Genomic DNA, 24,020 nt, shown 5'->3' with positions numbered 1-24,020 from the left:
TCCGCTCAGTCATCCCCACCGGGACCACTGCCGTCGGAACCATCGTCACCGTAGCGACCCGCGTCCCCGTTCAGGCCGTTGTACCCGCCGCGACCGTTGTACCCGACCTCGCGGCCGGTCACACCGTTCTCGCCGACTCCCGGCTCCCCCGCGCCGGGCTGCCGGGATCCGATGATGCCCGGCAGGGTCGCACCGGTCGGCCGCGTCGCGGCACCCGCCGACCACGCCAGCACGCGATCACGTTCCGCGGGCGTCACGAGCGGACACTCCCCGACCGCGGCATCCGGTCGGGCGGTGAGCCCGTCGAGGAGCGTAACCAGGCGCTGCGCGAGCAGTTCGACGGTCCCCTCGTCGAACAGATCCGTCGCGTACACCATCGACGCCGACCAGGACCGGTCCGGCCGCGCGAGGACCGCGACCGTCAGGTCGAGCTGCGACGACGTGACCGGCGACTCGAGTGCCGCGACCCGCAGCCCCTCCGCCTCGAGCACCGGTGAACCGCTGCCGGCGTTGGTCAGCGTGAGCATGACCTGTGCCAGCGGCGAGAACGCCCTCGACCGGGTCGGGTTCAGACGTTCGACCAGTGTCTCGAACGGCACGTCGGCGTTCGTGAACGCATCGAGGTCGACGACCCGGGTCTCCTCGAGCAGTTCCGCGAAACTCATCGACGGGTCGACCTCGGCACGCAGGACGAGGGTGTTGACGAACATGCCGATCAGCTGGTCGATCTCGGCTCGTCCCCGGCCCGCGATCGGCGTCGCCACCGCGATGTCGTCGGTCGCGGTGACACGTGCCAGCAGTACTGCCAGGCCCGCGTGCACCACCATGAACGGCGTCATCCCGCGCTCACGCGCCAGGACCGAGATCCGCGTCGCGACCTCGTGCGGGATCTCGAAGTCCACCCGCGCGCCCCGCATCGAGGCCACGGTCGGGCGAGGCCGGTCGGCGGGTAGCTCCAGCACGTCGGGCACCCCGGCGAGCTGTCGCAGCCAGTACGACAGCTGCCGGCCGACCACCGAGGTGGGATCGTCGACCGCCCCGAGCTCGCGTTGCTGCCACAGCGCGTAGTCGGCGAACTGGACCGGCAGCGGCGGCAGGTCCGGTGTCCGGCCCGCGGCCCGGTCACGGTAGGCGGTCACGACGTCGGTCATCAGCGGTCGCATCGACTCACCGTCACCGACGATGTGATGCAACACCGCGACCAGCATCCACGACTGCTCGCCGCGCCGCCACAGCCGGATTCGCACCGGCACCTCGGTCGCCACGTCGAAACCGGTGGACAGGGCGTCGAGTAGCTCTGCCTCTTCGGCACATTCGACGAGTCGGGGCAGTGCCGCGGGCCCGTCGGCGTCGTGGACGACCTGGGTGGGCCGGCCGTCGACGGCCGGGAAGGTCGTCCGCAGGATCTCGTGCCGCGCGACGACGTCGCCGATCGCCGCGCCGAGAGCCTCGACGTCGAGGTCCCCGGTGAGTTCGACACCGATCGGGAGGTTGTACGCCCCCGACGCGGGGTCCAGGCGGTTGATGAACCAGATGCGATGCTGCGCGAACGACAGCGGGATCAGGTCCGGCCTCGGCTCGACCCGGGTGACCGGTGCGCGCAACCCGCCGCGGTGTTCACCGAGGGCGGCCAGCGCCCGCGGGGTGGGCGACTCGAACACGTCCCGGACGCCGATGTCGGCGTTCAACGCGTCGCCGACGCGCGCGGCCAAGCGGGTCGCCGACAGCGAGTTGCCGCCGAGGGCGAAGAAGTCACCCGTCACCGACACCGCGTCGACGCCCAGCAGGTCGGCGAAGACGGCCACGACGCGCGCCTCGGCCGCCGTCTCCGGGGCCACGAGGTCGTCCGCCGCGATCTCCGGGGCGGGCAGGGCCCGCTTGTCCAGCTTGCCCGTCGGGGTGAGCGGCAGGGCGTCGAGGACCGTGATCGTCGCCGGGATCATGTACGACGGCAACCGATCCGCGAGATGGCCGCGCAGCTCGCCGACGTCGACGGCCGCGGCCCCGCCCGCTTGCGCGTCCGATGTCGGCACGACGTAGGCGGCCAGGGCGGTCGCGACCGACCCGCCCACCCCGAGCACCACGGCCGTCTGGACACCGGGATACGAGGACAGCGCGTTCTCGATCTCGCCGAGTTCGATGCGCAGCCCGCGCAGCTTCACCTGGTCGTCCGAACGTCCCAGGTACTCGAGCACCAGCTCACCCGACGCCGAGCGCACCCACCGGACACGGTCGCCCGTGCGGTACATGCGATCGCCGGGCACCCCGAACGGGGACGCCACGAACCGTTCGGCGGTCAGTTGCGGGCGCCCGAGGTAACCGCGTGCCAATGAGACGCCGGTGGCGTACAGCTCGCCGGCCATCCCGACGGGCACCGGCGCCAGGCGCTGGTCCAGGACCAGCAGGCCGGTACCGGGCACGGGCGCGCCGATGGTCACCGGTCCGTCCGGATCGAGCGGACCGCTGATGGTGACCGCCACCGACGTCTCCGTCGGACCGTAGGCGTTGTGGAACGCGACCCGGTGCGACCACGCGCGGACGAGGGCGGTGGAGACCGCCTCGCCACCCGAGGCGAGCATCCGCAGTGCGGGCAGCTCGTCGGGTTCGACCGTCGCCAGCACACTCGGTGTCAGGAACACGTGCGTCAGCTCGTGTTCGCGGAGGAATCCGGTCAGCACCTCGCCGGCGACGACCTCGTCCGGCCGGTAGACCAGCGTCGAACCCGAGGTCGAGGCGAGCAGCCACTCGAGCACCGAGGCGTCGAAACTCGGTGAGGCGTAACCGAGTACACGTGAACCCGGACGGATACCGAACCGCTTCGCCTCGGCGACCGCAAAGGCGTGTGCACCACGATGGGTGACCGCGACACCCTTGGGCACACCGGTCGAGCCGGAGGTGTAGATGACGTAGGCGAGCGCGTCGAGACGCGGGGCACCCGACACCTCACCCGGGGTGAGCGGACTGCCGTCGACCGCGCGCACCGCCTCGGAGAGGGTGTGCACATCGATCGACTCGACGTCGCCCGGGACGTCGACGCCCGAGTCCGGGCCTCGTTGATCGGACGTGATGACCAGTCGCACACCGGAATCGGTGATCATGTGCGCGATGCGGTCGGCGGGCAGCGTCGGGTCGACGGACAGATACGCCGCACCCAGCTTCGCCAGGGCCCACTGCCCGACCAGACGGTCGACGGTGCGTCCCACCGCGAGCCCCACCACGTGATCGACGCCGATGCCCCGACCGGTCATCCACCGCGCGAGACGATTCGACCGCTCGTCGAGCTCGGCGTAGGTGAGCGATGCGCCGGTGCCGTCGGTGACCGCGACGGTCTCGGCATGCGTGGCCGCGACGTCGGCGAAGACCTCGCCCAGCAGTCGCGGCTCCGGTGCCGCCGGACCGTTCACCGGGGCGAGCTCGGCGGCTGCCGCCGCGTCGAGGAGGGCGATCGCCGAGGTCGGCCGATCCGCATCGTCGACGGTCGTCCGCAGGATCTCGCGCAGTGCCGCGCCGAACACCCCCACCTGGTCGTCGGCGAAGGCCGACGGGAGGTACTTGAGCTTCAGCAGCAGGCGGTCACCGGACGGTGACGACGCGAGGTTGAGCGGATAGTGCGTCGAGTCGCCGGCGTCCACGCCGACGATCTGCAGACCGCCGGCCAGCGACGTGTCCGCCGTGGACAGCGAGTCGGAGTCCACCGGGAACGACTCGAACACGGTCAGCGTGTCGAAGAGCGCACCGATCCCCGCAAGCGCGGTGAGGTCGGCGAGACCGACGTGCTGGTGGTCGAGGACCGCGACCTTGTCGGCCTGCATCGCGGCGAGCACGTCGCCGATCGGGGCAGCCGGGTCGACGTCGACGACGCTCGGGACCGTGTTGATGAACAGGCCGACCATGCCCTCGACACCGTCGAGGTCCGGCGGGCGCCCCGACACGGTCTCGCCGAAGGCGACCACCTGGTTGCCGGTCATGCGCGACAGCAGCACCGCCCAGGCGAACTGCAGGATCGTGCTGACCGTGACACCGCGTTCGCGCGCCAGCCGGTTGATCGCCGCCGTCGTCTCGGCGTCGATCCACTCCTCGTGGTTGCGCGGCAACGAGGTGGTCGTGGCCTCCTCGACGCCGGACACCAGCGTCGGTTCCTCGAGCGGCGACAGCACCTCCCGCCACGCGGCGAGACCCGCGGCCCGGTCGGTGGCGGCGAGACGCCGGACGTGATCGCCGAAGTCGGTCTCCGCGGCGATGGTGGCCGTGTACGGGCCGACCCCGGCGTAGAGCGCGAGCAGGTCCGCGAGGACCAGCGGCCCGGACCAGCCGTCGAGCAGGATGTGGTGGTTGGTCACGATCAGGCTCAGTGTCGTCTCGGAACCGGCGGCGTGCTCGACACCGACGAACCGCATGAGCGGCGGTGCCTCGAGGTCGAACGGCGTGATCCGTTCGGCGTCGGCGATCTCACGCACCCGTCGTGCGACGTCGACGTCGTCGAGACCCGGGTCCAGGGACACCTCGGACCACGGCAGGTCGGCGCGCGGGGGCACGACGGTCACCAGCGCACCACCGGGGGTACGCACATATCCGCTGCGCAGCACGCGATGATGCGCCACCAGTTCCGCTGCGGCCGACCGCAATCGCGATCGGTCGACGTCGCCCCCGAGATGCAGGACGGCCTGGGTGACGTACACGTCCACGCTGCCGGCTCCCGCCGCGGGCACATCGTCGGCGCCCGACGGGTCGCGCGCCGCCATCTGCGACTGGAAGTACAGACCCGCCTGCAGCGGCGTGAGCGGCCAGACGTCCGCACCCGGGAAACGCACCGCGAGGGCGTCGAGTTCATCCTGCGTGACCGGCGTGCCCGGCACGTCCGCCGGCGACCGGCCCGGGTCGCCGACCGTCGCGACGTGCTCTGCGACAGCGGCGAGTTCGGCCGCCCACAGTTCGGCGAGTGCGGTGATGTCGTCGGTGCCGAACAGAGCCGACGGGAACGTGAAGTTGGCAGTGAGACGACGGGCTTCGCCGTCGCTCCGCGTTCCGACGTTGACGCTCAACGGGTTCAGCGCGACCATCGCGCCCGACACCGACGGCGGCATCCCCGGTGCGCTCGGCGCGCCGGTGAATGGGATGACGTCGTGCGCGGGTTCGGCCGCGGGACGTCCGGCTCGGCCGGCGCCGAAGAAGTTGAACCCGATGCTCGGCAGCGGACGCTGGGCCAGCTCGGTGTCGGCGCCGTAGCGCAGCACACCGAATCCGAGCCCGCCGTCGGGTTGCCCGAGGCGTTCTTCCTTGGCCGACTTCACCGCATGGGTGACGTCGGCGGACGGATCGACGGCCACCGGGGCGATCGTGGTGAACCAGCCGACCGTGCGGGACAGGTCGACGGCGCGTTCGCCGTCGGCGGTGACGATCTCGTCCTTGCGACCGTGGCCCTCGACCAGGACCGTCACGGGTGCGACGTCGGCGATGCCGCGCGCGGCCTGCCACGACCGGACCGCCCGTGCGAACGTTCCCAACAGGACGTCGTTGGCGTTGCCGCGGAACGCTTCCGGCACCGAGGTCAGCGCGGCCTCGGTCACCTGCGCGTCGAACGAGTGGACCACCGACACCTCGGTGGCGAACCGGTCCCGCGACGCGTCGAAGTCGATCCCGAGATCAGTGGGCCGGGCCGGGAGCCGCTCGAGCCAGTACGGCAGCTCGGCGGCGCGCCGGTCGGCCTGTGCGCCGACCGCGTGGGCCCACGCCCGCTCGGACGTCGCCTCGGCACGCAGGGCGATCGGCTGACCCGCTGCCCGCTGCGCCCATCCGGTCACCAGGTCCTCGACGATGATCGGCCAGGACACCGCGTCGACACCGAGATGGTGGATCGCCAAGACGACCCGGCCGACGCCGTCGACGTCGGTGACGATGCCCGCCGCGACGAGTACACCGGTCGACGGATCGAGGTGTGCCAGCACCTCGCCATGCGCGGCGCGCACATCCTCGTCGTGGCCGGGGGTACCCACCGACGAGGCCGAGGACCGCGCGAACACGTACGGCGCTGCGCTCGGGCCATCGGTTCCCGAACCATCTGGGCTCACGCCGGAACCGGCGACGAGTCGCCAGCGGTCACCGTTGCGGGTGAGACGCGCGGACAGCATCGGGTGCACCGCGATGAGCTCGGACAGCAACTCCGACAACGCGTCCACGGTGAGCCCCGACGGTGCATGAAGCACCCGGTACTGCGAGAAGTCCGCGAAATCGCCCGGCTCCGAAGAGTGTTCGATCATCCACGACATCACCGGCAGCAGCGGCAGGTCGCCGTGCGCGCCGCCCGCGGGTTCGTCGAGCGCCGGCAGGCGGTGGGCCTCGCCGGCGACCACGCGGGCCATCGCCCGGATGGTCCGTTGCTCGAAAATGTCTCGCGGTGTCAGCGTGAACCCGGCCGCGCGAACCGCCGAGGCGAGCTGGATCGACATGATCGAGTCGCCGCCGAGCGCGAAGAACGACTGGGTGACCGAGACCCGCTCCAGTCCGAGCAGACCCGCCACGATGCTCGCCAGGGTCTCCTCCGTCGCGTTGGCGGGCGCGACGTGATCGGCGTCGAGCCCCGCGAAGTCGGGGGCGGGCAGGGCGCGGCGGTCGAGCTTGCCCGCGCTGTTCAGCACGACGTCGTCGATCGGCATCCACAGTGTCGGACGCATGTACTCCGGGAGTGCCTGTGTCACCGCGTCGCGCAGGACCTCGAGGTCCACGGTCGACGGCGCGACATAGGCGACCAGATGCTGTCCGCCCCCCGGCGCGTCGACCACCGTCACCGCGGCGTGCACGACGCCGGGCGCGGCCGCGACGACGGACTCGATCTCGCCCAGTTCGATGCGCTGGCCGCGCAGCTTCACCTGGAAGTCGGTGCGGCCGAGGTACTCGATCTCCCCGTCGGTGTTCCACCGCACGAGATCACCGGTTCGGTAGAGCCGCGAGCCGGGCCGGCCGAACGGGTCGGCCACGAAGCGCTCGGCGGACAATCCCGGTTGCGCGGCATACCCGCGTGCCACCTGATCGCCACCGAGATAGAGCTCACCCGGGACTCCCGTCGGGACAGGATTCAGTCGCGCGTCGAGCACATGGGTGGTCGTGTTCCAGACCGGCACGCCGATCGGCACGACCGACGGTGCCCGGGTCACGTCGGCGTAGGCCACCTCGACCGCCGCCTCGGTGGGACCGAACAGGTTCACGATCCGCACGTGTGGCAGCAGCTCGTGGGCACGGGCCACCACCGCGGGCGGTAGCGCCTCACCGGAGGCGAACAGCCAGCGGAGCGTACCCAGGCGCGAGATCGTCTCGGCCGGTACGACATCGAGGAACACCGACAGCATCGACGGGACGAAGTGCACCGAGGTGGCACCGCTGGACGCGATCAGGTCGGCGATGTAGAGCGGGTCGGCGTGACCGCCCGGTTCGGCGATCACCATCGTCGCCCCGGTCAGCAACGGCGCGAACAGCTCCGGCACCGAGACGTCGAAGGTGTACGGCGTCTTCTGGATGATGCGATCGCCCAGGGTCCAGGGGTACTCGTCGAGTCCCCACCACAACCGGTTGGCCACGGACGCGTGCGAGACGGTGACGCCCTTCGGCCGTCCCGTCGAACCCGAGGTGAACAGGGTGTACAGCGCGTCGTCACCGCGGATGGGCCGAACGCGCTCGGCGTCGGTGACCGGCGGAGTCGACTGATCGATGTCGCGGGTCGAATCGACGGTGACGCGCCGGATCCCGTCGTCGAGACCGGACAGGTCGGCCGCCACGGGCCGCGGTCCGACGAGGAGGACCCGCGCGCCCGCGGTCTCGACCATGTAGCGCACGCGGTCGCCCGGGGCCGCGGTGTCGATGGGCACGTACTGTCCACCCGCCGCGGTCACCGCGTGGACCGCCACGACCATCTCCACGCCGCGATCGATGCACACCGCCACCGCGACGTCGGGTCCCACGCCCAGCCCGAGGAGTTCCCGGGCGAGATCGGCGACCCGAGCGCCGAACTCGCGGTAGGTCAACTCACGGTCGGCGTAGGTCAGCGCGATCGAGTCGAGCGACCGCGCCCCGCGAAACGAGAGCGCATCGGCCACCGATCCCGCCGGTATGGCGGTCTCCGTGCCCCGTGATCGCCGGAGTATCTCCTCGATCTCGGCGGGTTCGAGGAGGGCGGCGTCGGCCACCGGGTCGTCGGTGTGCCGGGTGAGCTGGTCGAGAAGCCCGACGAACCGGCGCGCCAGCTGGGCGACGGTGTCTTCGTCGAAGAGATCCCGCGCGAACACCAGCGAGAGCGGCCAGTCCCCGTCCCCGTCGGGAACGGACACACCGATCGTCAGGTCCAGTTTCGCCGGCGGATCGGCCGGCGGCATCGGTTCGATCTCCAGCCCCGCGACAGCGGCCGGCGCGGTCTCCGCCATCTCGGGCAGTGCCGTCTGACCGAACGTGAGCATGATCTGGGCCAGCGGTGCGAACGCCTCGGACCGAACCGGATTGAGCTTCTCGACGAGCATCTCGAAGGCCACGTCGGCGTTCGCGAATGCTTCCAGGTCGGTGTCGCGGGCCTGCTCCAGCAGTTCGGCGAACGACATCGACGGATCCACCTGGGCCCGCAGGACCAGGGTGTTGACGAACATGCCCACGAGCGGGTCGAGTACACGCTGTCCGCGTCCGGCGACCGGGGTGGCGATCGCCACGTCCTCGCCGGCCGACAGTCGCGCGAGCAACACGGCGAGCGCCGCGTGCACGACGATGAACGGGGTCGCGTCGACCTCGCGTGCGAGGCCGCGGACCCGGTTCCCGATCTCGGCCGGGATCGCGGCGCCGACGCGACCGCCGCGCTGCGAGGCCACCAACGGCCGGGGCCGGTCGAACGGCAGGTTCAGCACCTCGGGCAGATCAGCGAGTTTGTCTGTCCAATAGGCCAACTGGGAGCCGATGACCGAGGTCGGATCGGATCCGTCGCCGAGGACCTCGTGCTGCCAGAGGGCGTAGTCGGCGAATTGGACCTCGAGGGGCTCGAAGTCGGGCTCGTTCCCCGACACCCGGGCGTCGTATGCCGTGAGGACGTCGACGAGCAGCGGGTTCATCGACTCGCCGTCGGCGGCGATGTGGTGGACGACGACCGCGACGACCGCACGCTCGGCGTCGACGTGCCAGACCCGCACGCGGATCGGCCAGTCGGCGGCGACGTCGAACCCGGAGACCACCGCACGCTCGAAGGCGTGCTGGTCGGCGGCGATCCCCCAGTCCAGCCGGTCGGCGATCTGCTCGGCCGGATGGACCAGTTGATGGGCGACCCCGTCGACGGACGGGAAGGTGGTCCGCAGGACCTCGTGGCGTTCGACGACGTCGACGATCGCCAGGCGCAACCCCTCGGTGTCGAGAGCACCGCGCACCTGGAGCACGAACGGGATGTTGTAGGTCGGCAGCGACGGATCGAACTGGTTGATGAACCACATCCGCTGCTGGGCGAAGGACAACGGTACGAGTTCCGGACGATCCGCGCGGGCGACGATCGGCGGCAGCGCCTCGGCATGTCCGGACACCTCGGCCACGAGCGCACGCACCGTCGGTGCCTCGAACAGGTCGCGCACCGAGGTCTCCACGCCGAGCACCTCGCCCACCCGGGCGGCCACGCGCGTCGCCGACAGCGAGTTGCCACCGAGGTCGAAGAAGGACTCGGTCACGCTGACCTGGTCGATTCCCAGGACCTCGGCGAACACCGCGGCGACCGCGGCTTCCTCGTTCGTCTCCGGTTCGACGATCTCGCCGACCTCGATGACCGGTTCGGGCAGGGCGGCCTTGTCGAGCTTGCCGACCGGGGTGAGCGGGAGCTCGTCGAGCACCGCGACCGACGCCGGCACCATGTGCGCCGGGAGTCGTTCGCCGACAAACGATCTCAGCTCTGCCGGATCGACCTCGGCGCCGCCCCCTGTGCCGGCCGCGACCACGTAGGCGGCCAGCGCGGTGGCGACCGAACCGCCGACACCGACGACCACGGCCGAGCGGACCGCCGGGTGCTCGGCGAGGACCGCCTCGATCTCGCCGAGTTCGATGCGCAGACCGCGCAGCTTCACCTGGTCGTCACTGCGGCCGGAGTACTCGAGGACCGGCGCACCGGTGGAGTCCTGCTTCCAGCGGACGATGTCGCCGGTGCGATACATCCGGTCACCCGGGTGACCATGCGGGTTCGCCACGAACTTCTCCGCGGTCAGGCCCGGGCGGTCGAGGTACCCGCGGGACAGCGCGCCACCGGTGACGTACAGCTCCCCCGCGACCCCGACGGGGACCGGACGCAACTGCGCGTCGAGCACCATCAGGCCCACGCCGGCGAGCGGGCCGCCGAGCGAGACCGGCTCGCCCACCGCCATCGGCGCACTGATGGTGACGCCGATCGTGGTCTCGGTGGGGCCGTACAGATTCTGGATCCGCCGGAAGGGAGCCCAGCTGTCCTTGAGCGCCTGCGGCACGGCCTCGCCACCGGCATACACGACCCGGAGGGCCGGGACCGCCTGCGGTTCGATGGTCGCGAGCACGGTCGGCGTCAGGAACGTGTGGGTGACCGCCTGTCGCATCATCAGGTCCTGCAGCGGCGGGCCGCCGACCGCGTCGGCGGGGCGGTAGATCAACACGCCGCCGGACACGTTCGCGAGCAGGTACTCGAGCACCGACGCGTCGAAGCTGGGCGAGGCGAAGCCGAGCACCCGCGAGTACTCGTCGGCGCCCGAGCGCCGGATCTCCTCCGCGGCGAAGTTCGCCAGACCCGAGTGGGTCACGGCGACACCCTTCGGTCGCCCGGTGGAGCCGGAGGTGTAGATCACGTAGGCGACGTTGTCCACCCGTACCGGCGCACGACGATCCGCAGCGGTGATCGGCGCATCGGACAGTGCCTCGATCTCGGCGGACAGGGTGGCGTCGTCGAGACGGAGCCACGAGAACCGTTCCCCGGGCAGGGTTCCCGACGCCTGGACGGCCAGGCCCAGGATCGCGCCCGAGTCCTCGACCATGTTCGCCACCCGTTCGGCGGGATAGTCCGGGTCGATCGGCACATACCCACCACCGGTCTTGGCCACCGCCCAGATCGCGGTGAGCAGCTGCGCGGAGCGGCCGATCGCCAGCGCGACCAGCTTCTCCGGGCCGATGCCCTGACCGATCAGCCAGCGCGCCAGGCGGTTCGACCGCGCGTCGAGATCGGCGTAGGACAGCCAGACGTTGTCGGCGTCGACGACGGCCTGACGCGGACCCCACTTCGCGGCGGCCCGGGCGAACAGATCGCCCAGGACGACCGGTTCGGTTCCCGGCCCCCCGGTGACGACCGCGTCGGAGTCGGCGATCGACACCGTTGTGCGCTCCGGCTCGCGTTGCGCTGCGGCGCGGGCGAGTTCGGCCGGCGACATCGTGTCGCCGCGGGTGATCTGCCGCAGCGGGGTCCGGGGATCGTCGACGGCCTCGGTCAGCAGTCCGAGGAGCTGCTCGCCCAGGCGGACCGCGGTCGACTCGTCGAACAGGTCCGTGGCGTAGGTGATGGTGCCCGCCCACTCATCGCCGCGGCCCGGCTGGGTCATCCCGATGAGCAGGTCGACGCGCGCCGGGGTCTGACCGGTGTCCACCGCACTCACCTGGAGGCCGGCGACCTCTCCCACCGACAGGTCGGCGCCGGCGAGCTCCGGCAGGGTGGATTGGTCGAAGGTGAGCCAGACCTGGGTGAACGGAGCGAAGGCCGCCGACCGCTGGGCACCGGCGGCATCGACGACGATCTCGAAAGGCACATCGGCATTCGCGAACGCGCCGAGATCGGCCTCCCTGGTGGCCTCGAGCAGGTCGGCGAAGCCGCGGTCGAGGTCGACGCTGGTGCGCAGCACGAGCGTGTTGACGAACATGCCGATCAGCGGATCGAGCACGCGTTGACCTCGACCCGCGACCGGGGTGCCGATCGCGATGTCGTCGGTCGCCGACAGGCGCGAGAGCAGCGCGGCCAACGCCGCGTGCACGACCATGAAGGGCGTGGCGCCGGTGTCCTGCGCGACGCGCGCGATCCGGTCACCGACCTCGGCCGGCACGGTGAAGGAGACGCGTCCGCCGCGCTGGCTGGCACGAGCCGGGCGGGGCCGGTCGGTGGGCACGTCGATCACGTCCGGCAGACCGGCCAACCGCTCGACCCAGTAGGCGAGCTGGCGACCGACAACGGATTCCGGATCGTCGGGCGAGCCGAGCACGTCGTGCTGCCAGATCGCGAAGTCGGCGAACTGGACCTCGAGATCTGCGAAATCCGGGTCGGCATCGGCGGTTTCGGCCAGATAAGCGGTGACGACATCGCTCACCAGGGGCATCATCGACTCACCGTCGGAGGCGATGTGGTGGGTGACGACCGCGAACACGTGCTCATCCGGCGCCACCTCCCAGATCCGGGCGCGGATCGGCCAGTCGCGCGAGACGTCGAAGCCGGCCGACACCGCGGCCTCGATCTCCTCTTGCGAGGAGACCACATCCCAGTCCAGACGCGCGGCGACCGAGGTCGCGCGGTTGATCTTCTGATACGGCGTGCCGTCGGCGGACGGGAACGTGGTCCGCAGCGACTCGTGGCGCGACACCACGTCGATCAGGGCGGCGTGCAGAGCGCCTTCGTCGAGGGAACCGGACAGACGCAGCACCACCGGGATGTTGTAGGCCGACGACGTGGTGTCGGCTTGGTTGACGAACCACATCCGTTGCTGCGCAAAGGCCAGCGGGATGCGTTCCGGACGCGGACTGACCGCGACGATGGGCGCCCGGGCTGCGTCGAGATCGGCACTGGCACGGGCCAGTTCCCGCACGCTCGGCGCGTCGAACAGGTCGCGGACCGAGATCTCGCTGCCGGTGACCTCACCGACGCGCGCGGCCAACCGCATCGCCGACAGCGAGTTGCCACCGAGGTCGAAGAAGGAGTCGGTGACGCTCACGCGGTCGAGGCCGAGGACGTCGGCGAACACGGCCGCCACCGCGGCCTCCGACTCATCGGCGGGCTCGACGTACTCACCGGCAGAGAACACCGGCTCAGGCAGTGCACGACGGTCGATCTTGCCTGCGGTGTTCAGCGCGATGTCCTCGACGGGCATCCACACGCTCGGCCGCATGTACTCCGGGAGCGACTCCGCGACAACGGACTTCACCGCGTCGATGTCGAGACGCTCGCCCGGGACCCCCGCCACGTAACCGACGAGGTGTTCGCCGCCACCGGGCGCCGTGGCCACCGTCGCCGCAGCGTGCACGACGCCGGGCGCCGACGCGATGACCGCTTCGATCTCACCGAGTTCGATGCGCTGTCCGCGCAGCTTGACCTGGAAGTCGGTGCGGCCGAGATACTCCAGCACGCCATCGGAACGGCGGCGCACCAGGTCGCCGGTGCGGTACAGACGCGAGCCCGGCTCGCCGTACGGGTCGGCGACGAATCTCTCGGCAGTGAGGTCCGGGCGGGCGGCGTAACCGCGGGCGAGTTGGACCCCGCCGAGGTAGAGCTCGCCGGGCACGCCGGGAGGGACCCGGCGCAACCGCGAATCCAACACCACTGCAGACGAATTCCAGACCGGAACGCCGATGGGCACCGTCGGATCATCCGCGGCGACGGAGTGAATCCGCTCGAACGTGATCTCCACCGCGGCCTCGGTCGGGCCGTACAGGTTGAAGAACCAGGCATCCGGCCACAGTTCGCGCACCGGTGCCGCGACCGCAGGCGGCAACGCCTCACCCGTGGTCGAGACGATCCGGAGGGTGTCCAGCGCGGCGAGCTGTTCGCGGTCGACGACCTCGAGGAACACCGAGAGCATGGACGGCACGAAGTGCACCATCGTCGTGCCGGTGCGGGCGATCTCGTCGGCCACCTGCCGCGGATTGAGGTGACCACCGTCGGCGAGGACGACCACGCGCGCGCCGATCGCCAACGGCGCGAACAATTCCGGCACCGAGCAGTCGAAGGTGTACGGCGTCTTCTGCATCACGACGTCGTCGGGGCCGATCGGCAGCGCGTCCAGGCCCCACCACAGGCGGTTGAGCACCGCCGCGTGTGAGAGGGTCACACCCTTCGGACGTCCGGTCGACCCGGAGGTGAAGAGGGTGTATGCCGCATCGTCCGGGCGCAGCGGCGCGAGTCGCTCGTCGTCGGACACCGGGGCGGCGGACGCCGCGTCGACGTCCAGCAGTGCCGAGGCGTCGACGGTCATGACACGGACCCCGGCCTCGTGCGCGGCGTTCACCGCGCCGGGTACCCCGTCCGCGTCGGCGACCAGGAGCACTCGCGCACCGGCGGTCTCGTACATGTAGCGAACGCGGTCCGCGGGTGCGGCCACGTCGACGGGTACGTACTGACCACCGGCGGCGACGACGGCATGGATGGCCACCATCATCTCGACCGATCGCGGAACACACAGCGCCACAGCGACATCGGGACCGACCCCGGCGGCGATCAGGGCACGGGCGAGCGTGTTGACCCGGGCCGAGAACTCCGCGTAGGTCACCTCACGCTCACCGAAGACGAGCGCGGTCGCGTCGGGTGTGCGTCGGGCCTGCGCGGCCACGGCCTCGCTGACCGTCTGCACGGCCGGCAACTCCACGGGATCGCCCCATTCGGCGGTCTCGATCTCGGCCTCAGTTGCCCGCGCGACGAAGGGTGCGTCGCCCACTGCGGTTGCCGGCGCCGCGGTCAACGCACCGAGCAAGCGGGTGAAGCGGTTGGCGAACTCGACGACGGTCGCTTCCTCGAAGAGGTCGGTCGCGTAGATGATCGACAGCCCCCAGTCCTGGCCGGCCGCCCCGGACGTCACCGTGATCCACAGGTCGGTCTGCGCGGTGACCGCGACCTCGCCGTACGGTGTGACCGTCAACCCGCCGGCGTCCCCGAGCGCCGCGGCGGCCGTGGCCGCCGGATCGAACGAGAAGGTCACCTGCGCCAATGGTGAAAACGCCTCGGAGCGAACCGGATTGAGACGATCGACCAGGGTCTCGAACGGGACGTCGGCATGCGCGAAGGCGTTGAGATCGGTGTCGCGGACCTGCGCGAGCAGACGGTCGAACGGCTGGGCACCGTCGACCGCGGTGCGCAGCACCAAGGTGTTGACGAACATGCCGACGAGCGGATCGAGCACCGCCTGTCCACGACCGGCGATCGGGGTGGCGATCGCGATGTCGTCGGTGGCCGACAACCGAGCCAACAACACTGCGAGCGCCGTGTGCACCACCATGAACGGCGTCACATCGGCCCCGCGTGCCACCTCTGCGACACGCGCACCGATCTCAGCCGGGATTCCCACGTCGTACCGGTCACCCCGGCCCGACGCGACCGCCGGACGCGGCCGATCCGCCGGCAGCTCGAGCACATCCGGCAGACCGGCCAACTGTGCAGTCCAGTAGGCCAATTGACGTCCGACAACCGATTCCGGGTCGTCCGCGGAGCCGAGCACGGAGTGTTGCCAGATCGCGAAATCGGCGAACTGCACCGTGAGCGGCACGAAACCGGGAGCCTCGCCGACGACGCGGGCGCCGTACGCGGCAACGAGATCGGAGACGAACGGCGCCATCGACTCCCCGTCGGCGCCGATGTGGTGCAACACGATGGCGAGCACATGCTCCCCGGCCGCGGCGCGCCAGAGGCGGACACGGATGGGCCACTGGGTCGTGACATCGAAGCCGGCGGTCACGGCTACGACGAGCTCGTCCTGGGAACCGGCGATACCCCAGTCGAGCCCATCGGCGACCGATGCCTCGGGATGGATGAGCTGATAGGGCAAGCCGGCCTGATCGGGGAAGGTCGTCCGCAGCACCTCGTGCCGTCGGACGACGTCGACCAGCGCGCTGTGCAGGACATCGGCGTCGAGATCACCCGACAGACGCAGCACGGCCGGGAGGTTGTGCGTTGCCGACCCCGGCTCGAAACGGTTCAGGAACCAGATGCGCTGCTGCGCGAACGACAGCGGAATTAGTTCCGGTCTCGGGGAGACGGCGACCACCGGGGCCACGCCGGCGCCACGACCTGACAGCCGGGCGACGAGTTCCCGTACGGTCGGCGACTCGAAGAGGTCACGCACCGACACCTCGACGCCCAGGGCGTCGCCGACCCTCGCGATGACACGAGTCGCCGACAGGGAGTTGCCGCCCATCTCGAAGAAGGACGCTGTGACACCGACTTCGTCGACGCCGAGGACCTCGGCCACGATGTCGGCGACCCGGCGCTCGGCTGCGTTCTCCGGCGCCACGAAATCGTCGAAGCGGATCTCCGGCGCGGGGAGCTCGCGACGGGCGACCTTACCCGCGGTGTTCAGCGGCATGGCATCCAACGGCATCCAGACGCTGGGACGCATGTACTCCGGGAGAGCACCGGCGACGACGTCCTTGACTGCATCCAGATCGACGGATGCAGGTGCCACGTAACCGATCAGCTGGTCGTCGACGACCGTCGCCGCCGCGTGCACCACGCCGGGTACCGACATCAGCACGGATTCGATCTCGCCGAGCTCGATCCGCTGCCCGCGCAGCTTGACCTGGAAGTCGGTGCGCCCGAGGTACTCGAGTTCGCCGGAGGTGTTCCAGCGCACGAGGTCGCCGGTGCGGTAGAGCCGCGCACCGTTGTCGGCGAAGGGATCTGCGATGAACCGTTCTGCCGTCAGACCGGGCTGTCCCGCATATCCGCGAGCGACCTGCGCGCCGCCGAGGTACAGCTCACCCGCGATTCCGGCCGGTACCGGCCGCAAACGGGAGTCGAGGACCCAGGTCGTGGTGTTCCAGCCCGGACGACCCATGGTGACGGACTCGCCCGGCACGACGTGCGTCGTGGTGAGATCCACGGTGGTCTCGGTCGGACCGTACTGATTCAGCAGACGCACGTCCGGGAAGGTGCGGTGCAGATTCGCGGCCAGGGAGTCCGACAGTGCCTCGCCACCGGTGAACAGGTGCCGGAGGGACGTGCTGCCGGACTCGTCGTCGGCCAACTCCAGGTACACCGCGAGCATCGAGGGAACGAATTGCACCGCGGTCACACCATGCCGACCGATGAGGTCTCGCAGGTACCGGGGATCCGCGTGTCCGCCCGGCGCGGCGACGACCACTCGACCGCCCGTCATCAACGGCCAGAACATCTCCCACACCGAGGCATCGAACGTGTACGGGGCCTTGAGAAGGGTGATCTGCTCAGACGCGTCCGGCACCAACGAACCTCGCCAGGCCATGAAGTTCATGACCGCGGAGTGTGGGACGGTCACCCCCTTGGGCCGGCCGGTCGAGCCGGAGGTGAACAGCGTGTAGGCGGCGTCGTCGGGTCGAATCGGTCGGACCCGATCGGAGTCGGAGATCTGCTGGGTCGAGGGATCCACTGCGGCCGAGCAGTCCACCTCGATCACGCGTACGCGGTCGGCCGTCCCGGCGAGACCGGTCGGGGACTCCCCCGCAGCGACGAGCACCACTCGGACACCTGCGGTGTCGACCATGTACGCGACCCGGTCCGCCGGTGCGCCGGTGTCGATGGGGACGTACTGACCGCCGGCGGCGACCACGGCGTGGACGGCGACCACCATCTCGACCGAACGATCGATGCAGACACCCACTGCCACGTCGGGGCCCGCTCCGGCCGCGACCAGGTCCCGCGCCAGAGCCGAGACCCGGGCACCGAACTCGGCGTAGGAGACGGTGCGGTCCTCGAACACGATCGCGACATCATCAGGCGTGGCCGCAGTCTGGGCCACGACGGCGTCGGCGAGCGACCGTTCGGCAACGGCGACCGACCGACCGACCGACCAGGTACGCACCGTGTCGAGCAGCGATGCGTCCGCGAGTGCGATGTCGGCGGACAGCGTGTCCGGATGCTGCGCCATCGCGGCCAGGATCTGCGCCAGCGCCTCGGTGAACACCCGGATCTGGGCGTCGTCGAAGGCAGAGGGCAGATAGGAGAGACCGAGAACTATCTCGTCCCCCCGGCGCGAGGTCACGAAGCTCAGGGGGTAGTGCGTTGCGTCGGTGGTCTCGACATCGAGCACACTGACCCCTTGGCCGGTGTCCACCTCGGAGATCGATTCGACGTCGACCGGGTACGACTCATGCACCGCGAGCGTGTCGAACGCCACCGGTGACGTGACCGACGAGAGGATGTCGGACAACCCCAGGTGTTGGTGATCGAGGACCGTCACCTTCTTCGCCTGTACGTCGGCGAGGATGTCCAGAACCGAGGACTGCGGATCGACGTCGACGACCGCGGGCAGCGTGTTGATGAACAGGCCGACCATCGACTCGACTCCATCGAGATCCGACGGCCGCCCCGAGACGGTTTCGCCGAACGTGACCACCCGGTTGCCCGTCAGCCGCGACAGCAGGATCGCCCATGCCACCTGCAGCGCGGTCGCCGTGGTGATGCCGTGGTCGCGCGTGAGCGCGTCGACCGCCAAGGCGACGCGAGCATCGACCACCACGTCATGCCGCTGCGGGAGCGTGTCCGCGGTGGCCTCGACGCCCGGGGCGACCAGCGTCGGTTCGTCCACGTCGGCGAGGATCTGCGCCCAGGCAGCCGCACCGGCTGCCTGATCGGTCCCGTTGATACGGCGCAGGTAGTCGGCGAAGTCCTGGGTGGTCCGGGCGACCTGTCCCGTATATGTCTGCCCGGTTGCGTACAGGGACAACAGATCAGCGAGAACCAGCGGGCCGGACCATCCGTCCAGGATGATGTGGTGGTTGGTGACGATGACCCGGGTGGTGTCCGGTCCACGGACCACCACGAAGCGGACGAGTGGCGGCGACGCGAGGTCGAACGGACGGATCCGTTGTGCATCGGCGAGTTCCGCGACGATCGTGTCGAGGTCTTCGGTTGCTGCGCCGGCGACCGGCGTACTGCGGTCCACGACGTCCCACGGGATTTCCACCGACGGTGGCACGACCGCGACGACGGTTCCACCCGCAGTGCGCACATATCCCGATCGCAGCACGCGGTGGTGGGCGAACAGTGCCTGCGCCGCGCGCTGGAGCGACGTCACATCCACATCACCGCCCAGCGTCAGGATCGCCTGCGTCACATAGACATCGACGGCGCCTTCGGAGATACCGCCCTGCGCGAGCTCGGCCTGGAAGTGCAGTCCCCGTTGCAACGGCGTCAGCGGCCAGATGTCCGCGCCCGGGTGGGACGCCGCCAGTGCGTCGAGTTCGTGCTGGGTGAGTTCGGTGCCCGGCACGTCAGACGGCGACAGTCCGATCGACGTGCCCGCCCGGACCAGGTCGACGACGGCCGACAGCTCGTGCGCCCACAGTCCGAACAGCGCGTCGATCTCGTCCTCGGTGAAGAGCGCACCCGGGAAGTTGGCCCCGGCCACCAGCTTTCGCCTGCCGTCCGCGTCGTGCGACGTGGTGACGGTGACACCGAGCGCGGCCAGCGACACCATCGCGCCGGACGCGGACGAGGCGAGGACCGGCGCGTCGGGCGCGTTGGTGAACGGCAGGGCGTCGGTCTGGGCGACAGCGGCCCCGCTGCCTGCGCCGAAGTAGTTGAACGAGATGGTCGGCAGCGGTCGTGACGCGAGTTCGGCGTCGGCTCCGGGCCCGTACCGCAACCAGCCGAACCCGATGCCGTTGTCCGGCTGGGCCAGTCGTTCCTCCTTGGCCGCCTTGACCGCGTGCACGACGTCCTCGCCCGGGTCGAGGGACACCGGGACCAGCGTGGTGAACCAGCCCACCGACCGGGACAGGTCGGCGCGGCGCGGCGACGGCCCGGTGGCGAGTACCTCTTCGTATCGCCCGTGCCCCTCGGTGAGGACCGTGACCGGTGCGGTGTCGGCGACCTCGCGATGGGTCTGCCACGACCGGACGGCGCGTGCGAACGCCCCCAGGAGAACGTCGTTGACGTTGCCCCCGAATGCCTCGGGCACCGAGGTCAGCACCGCCGCCGTGACGTCGGCGTCGATCTCGACGGAGACGAGGCGTTCGGTGGACATACGGTCTCGGTCCCGGTCCAGCTCGACGCCCAGCGAGGTGGGCCGGGCAGGCAGCCGGTTGAGCCAGTGGCCGACCTGTCCCGACCACGAATCAGTCCTCGCCGCAAGAGCATTGGTCCAGGCCAGGGCACTCGTCTGTTCCGCTCGCAGATCGATGTCGCGACCACTGGACAGCTGGGCCCAGCCGGTGACCAGGTCCTCGATCAGGACCGGCCACGACACGGCGTCGATGCCGAGGTGGTGGATCACGACGAGCACGCGTCCGGCGCTGTCGGGGTCCCGGACGATTGCGGCACGCGCGAGACGGCCGGTCGCCGGATCCAGCGTGGCCGAGATGGTCCGGAACGCGGCGCGCAGATCGGCGTCGAACCCGGCGGTGCCGATCGCCGCGGTGCTCGTGACGCCGATGACGGCCTCGGTTGCGTCGAAGCCGTTGCCCGCGACCGACTGCCAGCCGTCTTCGGTCTCGATCAGCGTCGCGGTGAGCATCGGATGCGCGGCGACGGCCGCGGCGAGCAGTTCGCTCATGCGGGCGAGGTCGAGGTCCTCCGGCGCCAGCAGCACGGCCGCCTGCACGAAGTCGGCGAAGTCGGCGGGATCCTGGGAATGCTCGATCATCCAGTGGACGACCGGCGACACCGTGACCTGACCGACGCCGGCCGGGTCGCCCTCCTCCAGCATCTCCAGGCGTGCGGCACCGCTGTCGGCCGTCGCGGCCATCGCCCGGATCGTGCGGAGTTCGAAGATCTCGCGCGGGGACAGGTCGAGACCGGCGGCCCGCGCCGCCGAGGCCAGCTGAATCGACATGATCGAGTCGCCACCCAGAGCGAAGAACGACTCGGTGACCGACACGCGGTCGACACCGATCAGGTGCGCGACGATTGCGGCCAGCGTTTCCTCGGTCGAGCTCGCCGGCGCCACATAGTCCTCGGTGTGCACGCCGAAGTCGGGCTCGGGCAACGCCTTCCGATCGATCTTTCCCGCGGTGTTGAGTTCCAGGAACGGAACCGTGACCCAGACCGTGGGTCGCATGTACTCCGGCAGCTCCGCCGCCACGGCCGCCTTGACCGAGTCGAGGTCGACGTCCTCCGGTGCCACGTAACCGACCAGATGGTCGGCGCCGGTCGGGGCCTTGGCGACCGTCACGGCGGTGTGCACGACGCCGTCGACGGCCGCGATCACCGACTCGATCTCGCCGAGTTCGATGCGCTGGCCACGCAACTTCACCTGGAAGTCGGTGCGGCCCAGGTATTCCAGCGAGCCGTCGGCCTGCCACCGCACCAGGTCGCCGGTGCGGTACAGCCGGGAGCCCGGCGCGCCGAAGGGGTCGGCGACGAAACGCTCGGCGGACAGGTCGGAGCGCGCTGCGTAACCGCGCGCCAGCTGTACGCCACCGAGGTAGAGCTCACCCGGGACACCGGCAGGCACCGGCCGCAGCCGGGCGTCGAGGACCCAGGTGGACGTGTTCGCCACCGGCACGCCGATCGGGATGAGCGCGGGCGCCGAGGTCACGTCCGCGACGGCGACCTCGACCGCCGCCTCGGTCGGACCGAAGAGGTTGACGATCTGCACCTGCGGCAGCAGGGCGTGCAGCCGGGCGACGACGGCCGGGGGCAGCGCCTCGCCGGACGCGAACACCCAACGGAGCGATGAGAACTCGGCGAACCGAGCATCCGGGACGAGGTCGAGGAAGATCGACATCATCGAGGGCACGAAGTGCACCGAGGTGGCCCGGGTCTCGACGATCAGGTCGGCCAGGTACTCCGGATCGGTGTGTCCGCCCGGACGGGCGACGACCATCGTCGCGCCGGTCAGAAGCGGGCCGAACAACTCCGGCACCGAGACGTCGAACGTGTACGGCGTCTTCTGCACGACGCGGTCGCCGACTGCCCAGGCGAACTCCCCGAGTCCCCACCAGAGGCGGTTCATCACGGCGGTATGCGACACCGTCACGCCCTTGGGGCGGCCGGTCGAACCGGAGGTGAAGAGCGTGTATGCGGCGTGGTCACCGCGTAACGGCGCCAGACGCTCGGCGTCGGCGACCGGCGCGGCTTCCGTCGGCGGCGTCGAGGTGTCCACCTCGACGACCTGCACGCGGTCGCCGAGGCCGTCGATCGCGGGCGGCCGGGTTCCCGCGGCCACCAGCACGATCCGCGCCTGGGCGGTGTCGACCATGTACTCGACGCGGTCGGTGGGCGCTCCGGGATCGATGGGGACGTATTGGCCACCGGCGGCGAGGACGGCGTGCACGGCGACGACCATCTCCACCGACCGGTCGATGCAGACACCGACGGCGACGTCCGGCCCCACTCCGGATCCGATCAGTAGCCGCGCGAGATCGGCGACGCGGGAACCGAATTCACGGTAGGTGACCTCACGGTCGGCGAACCGCACCGCGATCTGTGCCGCGTGTGCGGCGACACCGTCGGCCACCGCGTCGGCGATCACCGACCGGCCGAAGGTCGCCGACTGCCCCACGGACCACTCGGCGACGCGCGCGCGGTCGTCGGCGGAGACCAGTGCCAGGTCGCCCACCGCACGGGATCGGCGCCCGGCGCCGGCGAGATCGCTCAGCATCGACACCAGCCGGGTCGCGAGTTCGGTCACCGTCTCGGGGTCGAACAGGTCCTGCGCGTAGATGACCGTGCCCGACCACGCGCGGCCGGGGACATCGGCCGCAACGGCGACGGCCAGGTCGAGTTGCGCCGAGACCTGTGGCGGGTCGACCGGCGTGATGGACAGTCCGGCGAGTTCGGGCGTGTCGGCGGAACCGCCGCCGTCGACCGGCAGTACGGCCCCGGACAGCAGCGACTGGTCCATGGTCAGCATGACCTGGGCGAGCGGTGCGAACGCCTCGGAGCGGATCGGATCCAGATGTTCGACGAGGGTCTCGAACGGGATGTCGGCGTTCGTGAAGGCGTCGAGATCGGTGGCCCGGACCTGGGCCAGCAACTCGTCGACCGTCATGCCGGGCACCACGCGCGACCGCAGTACCAGGGTGTTGACGAACATGCCGACGAGCGGATCGAGCACCCGCGATCCGCGCCCCGCGACCGGTGTGGCGATCGCGATGTCGTCGGTGGCCGAGAGGCGCGAGAGGAGCACCGCGAGGGCCGCGTGCACGACCATGAACGGGGTGACACCGTGCGCACGAGCGGCGCCGGCCACCGCCTCGGCGACGTCGGCCGGGATCTCGAAGCCGATGCGGCCGCCCCGGGCGGTGGCGATCGCCGGGCGCGGGCGGTCGGCCGGAAGCTCCAGCACGTCGGGAAGGCCGGCCAGGCGGCCGGTCCAGTGGGCGAGCTGCCGGCCGAGGACGGACTCGGGGTCGTCGGCTGAACCGAGCTGCTCGTGCTGCCAGATCGCGAAGTCGGCGAACTGCACCTCGAGCGGGACGAACGTCGGGGTCTCCCCGGCGCTGCGCGCGACGTAGGCCGTCACCATGTCGGCGACCAGCGGCTGCAGCGACTCGCCGTCGGAGGCGATGTGATGGGTGACGAGGCCCAGGACGTGGGTGTCGGCGTCGATCTGCCACAGGCACGCGCGGACCGGCCACTGGGCGGCCACGTCGAAGCCGCGGGACACCTCGGCCTCGAAGTCGCCCTGGGTATGCACGTGCGCGAAATCGAGATGCGCGGGCACCTGGTCGGCATCGGCGATCACCTGGTGCGGACCCTCGGCGTCCTGCGGGAACGTCGTCCGCAGCACCTCGTGCCGTACCACCACATCGGCGATCGCCGCGCGCAGTGCCTCGACATCGAGCCGGCCCGACATCCGGACGACGGCCGGGATGTTGTAGGTGGGCAGGCTCGGATCGAACTGGTTGATGAACCACATGCGCTGCTGTGCGAACGACAGCGGGATGCGTTCGGGGCGAGGCGACACCGCGACGATCGGGGCGCGTCCGTGGGCGTGCCGCGACCCGGACGCGATCAGATCACGGACGTTCGGCGCATCGAAGAGGTCCCGGACCGTGATCTCGGTGCCGAGCACGTCGCCGACGCGCGCGGCCAGGCGCATCGCCGACAGCGAGTTGCCGCCGAGGTCGAAGAAGCTGTCGGTCACGCCCACCCGGTCGACACCGAGGACATC

Annotated in this window: 1 protein-coding gene (cut by a window edge); it reads right to left on the bottom strand. The window is 70.5% G+C overall.

All coding sequences use genetic code 11. The features are described from left to right. Positions 1-5 precede the first annotated feature (5 nt). On the bottom strand, positions 6-24,020 hold the 3' portion of the coding sequence (locus tag ACFUEJ_RS14490; protein WP_388030130.1) for a non-ribosomal peptide synthase/polyketide synthase. The gene runs 16,188 nt beyond the window's last position; 24,015 of the gene's 40,203 nt are visible here — the last part of the coding sequence; its start codon lies beyond the right edge, outside the window — the gene reads right to left on this strand; its stop codon occupies positions 6-8.

Source organism: Gordonia sp. NPDC057258 (genome assembly GCF_042668985.1).
In the GTDB taxonomy this organism is placed as follows: domain Bacteria; phylum Actinomycetota; class Actinomycetes; order Mycobacteriales; family Mycobacteriaceae; genus Gordonia; species Gordonia hongkongensis.
This window is presented reverse-complemented; position numbering and strand designations above follow the sequence as displayed.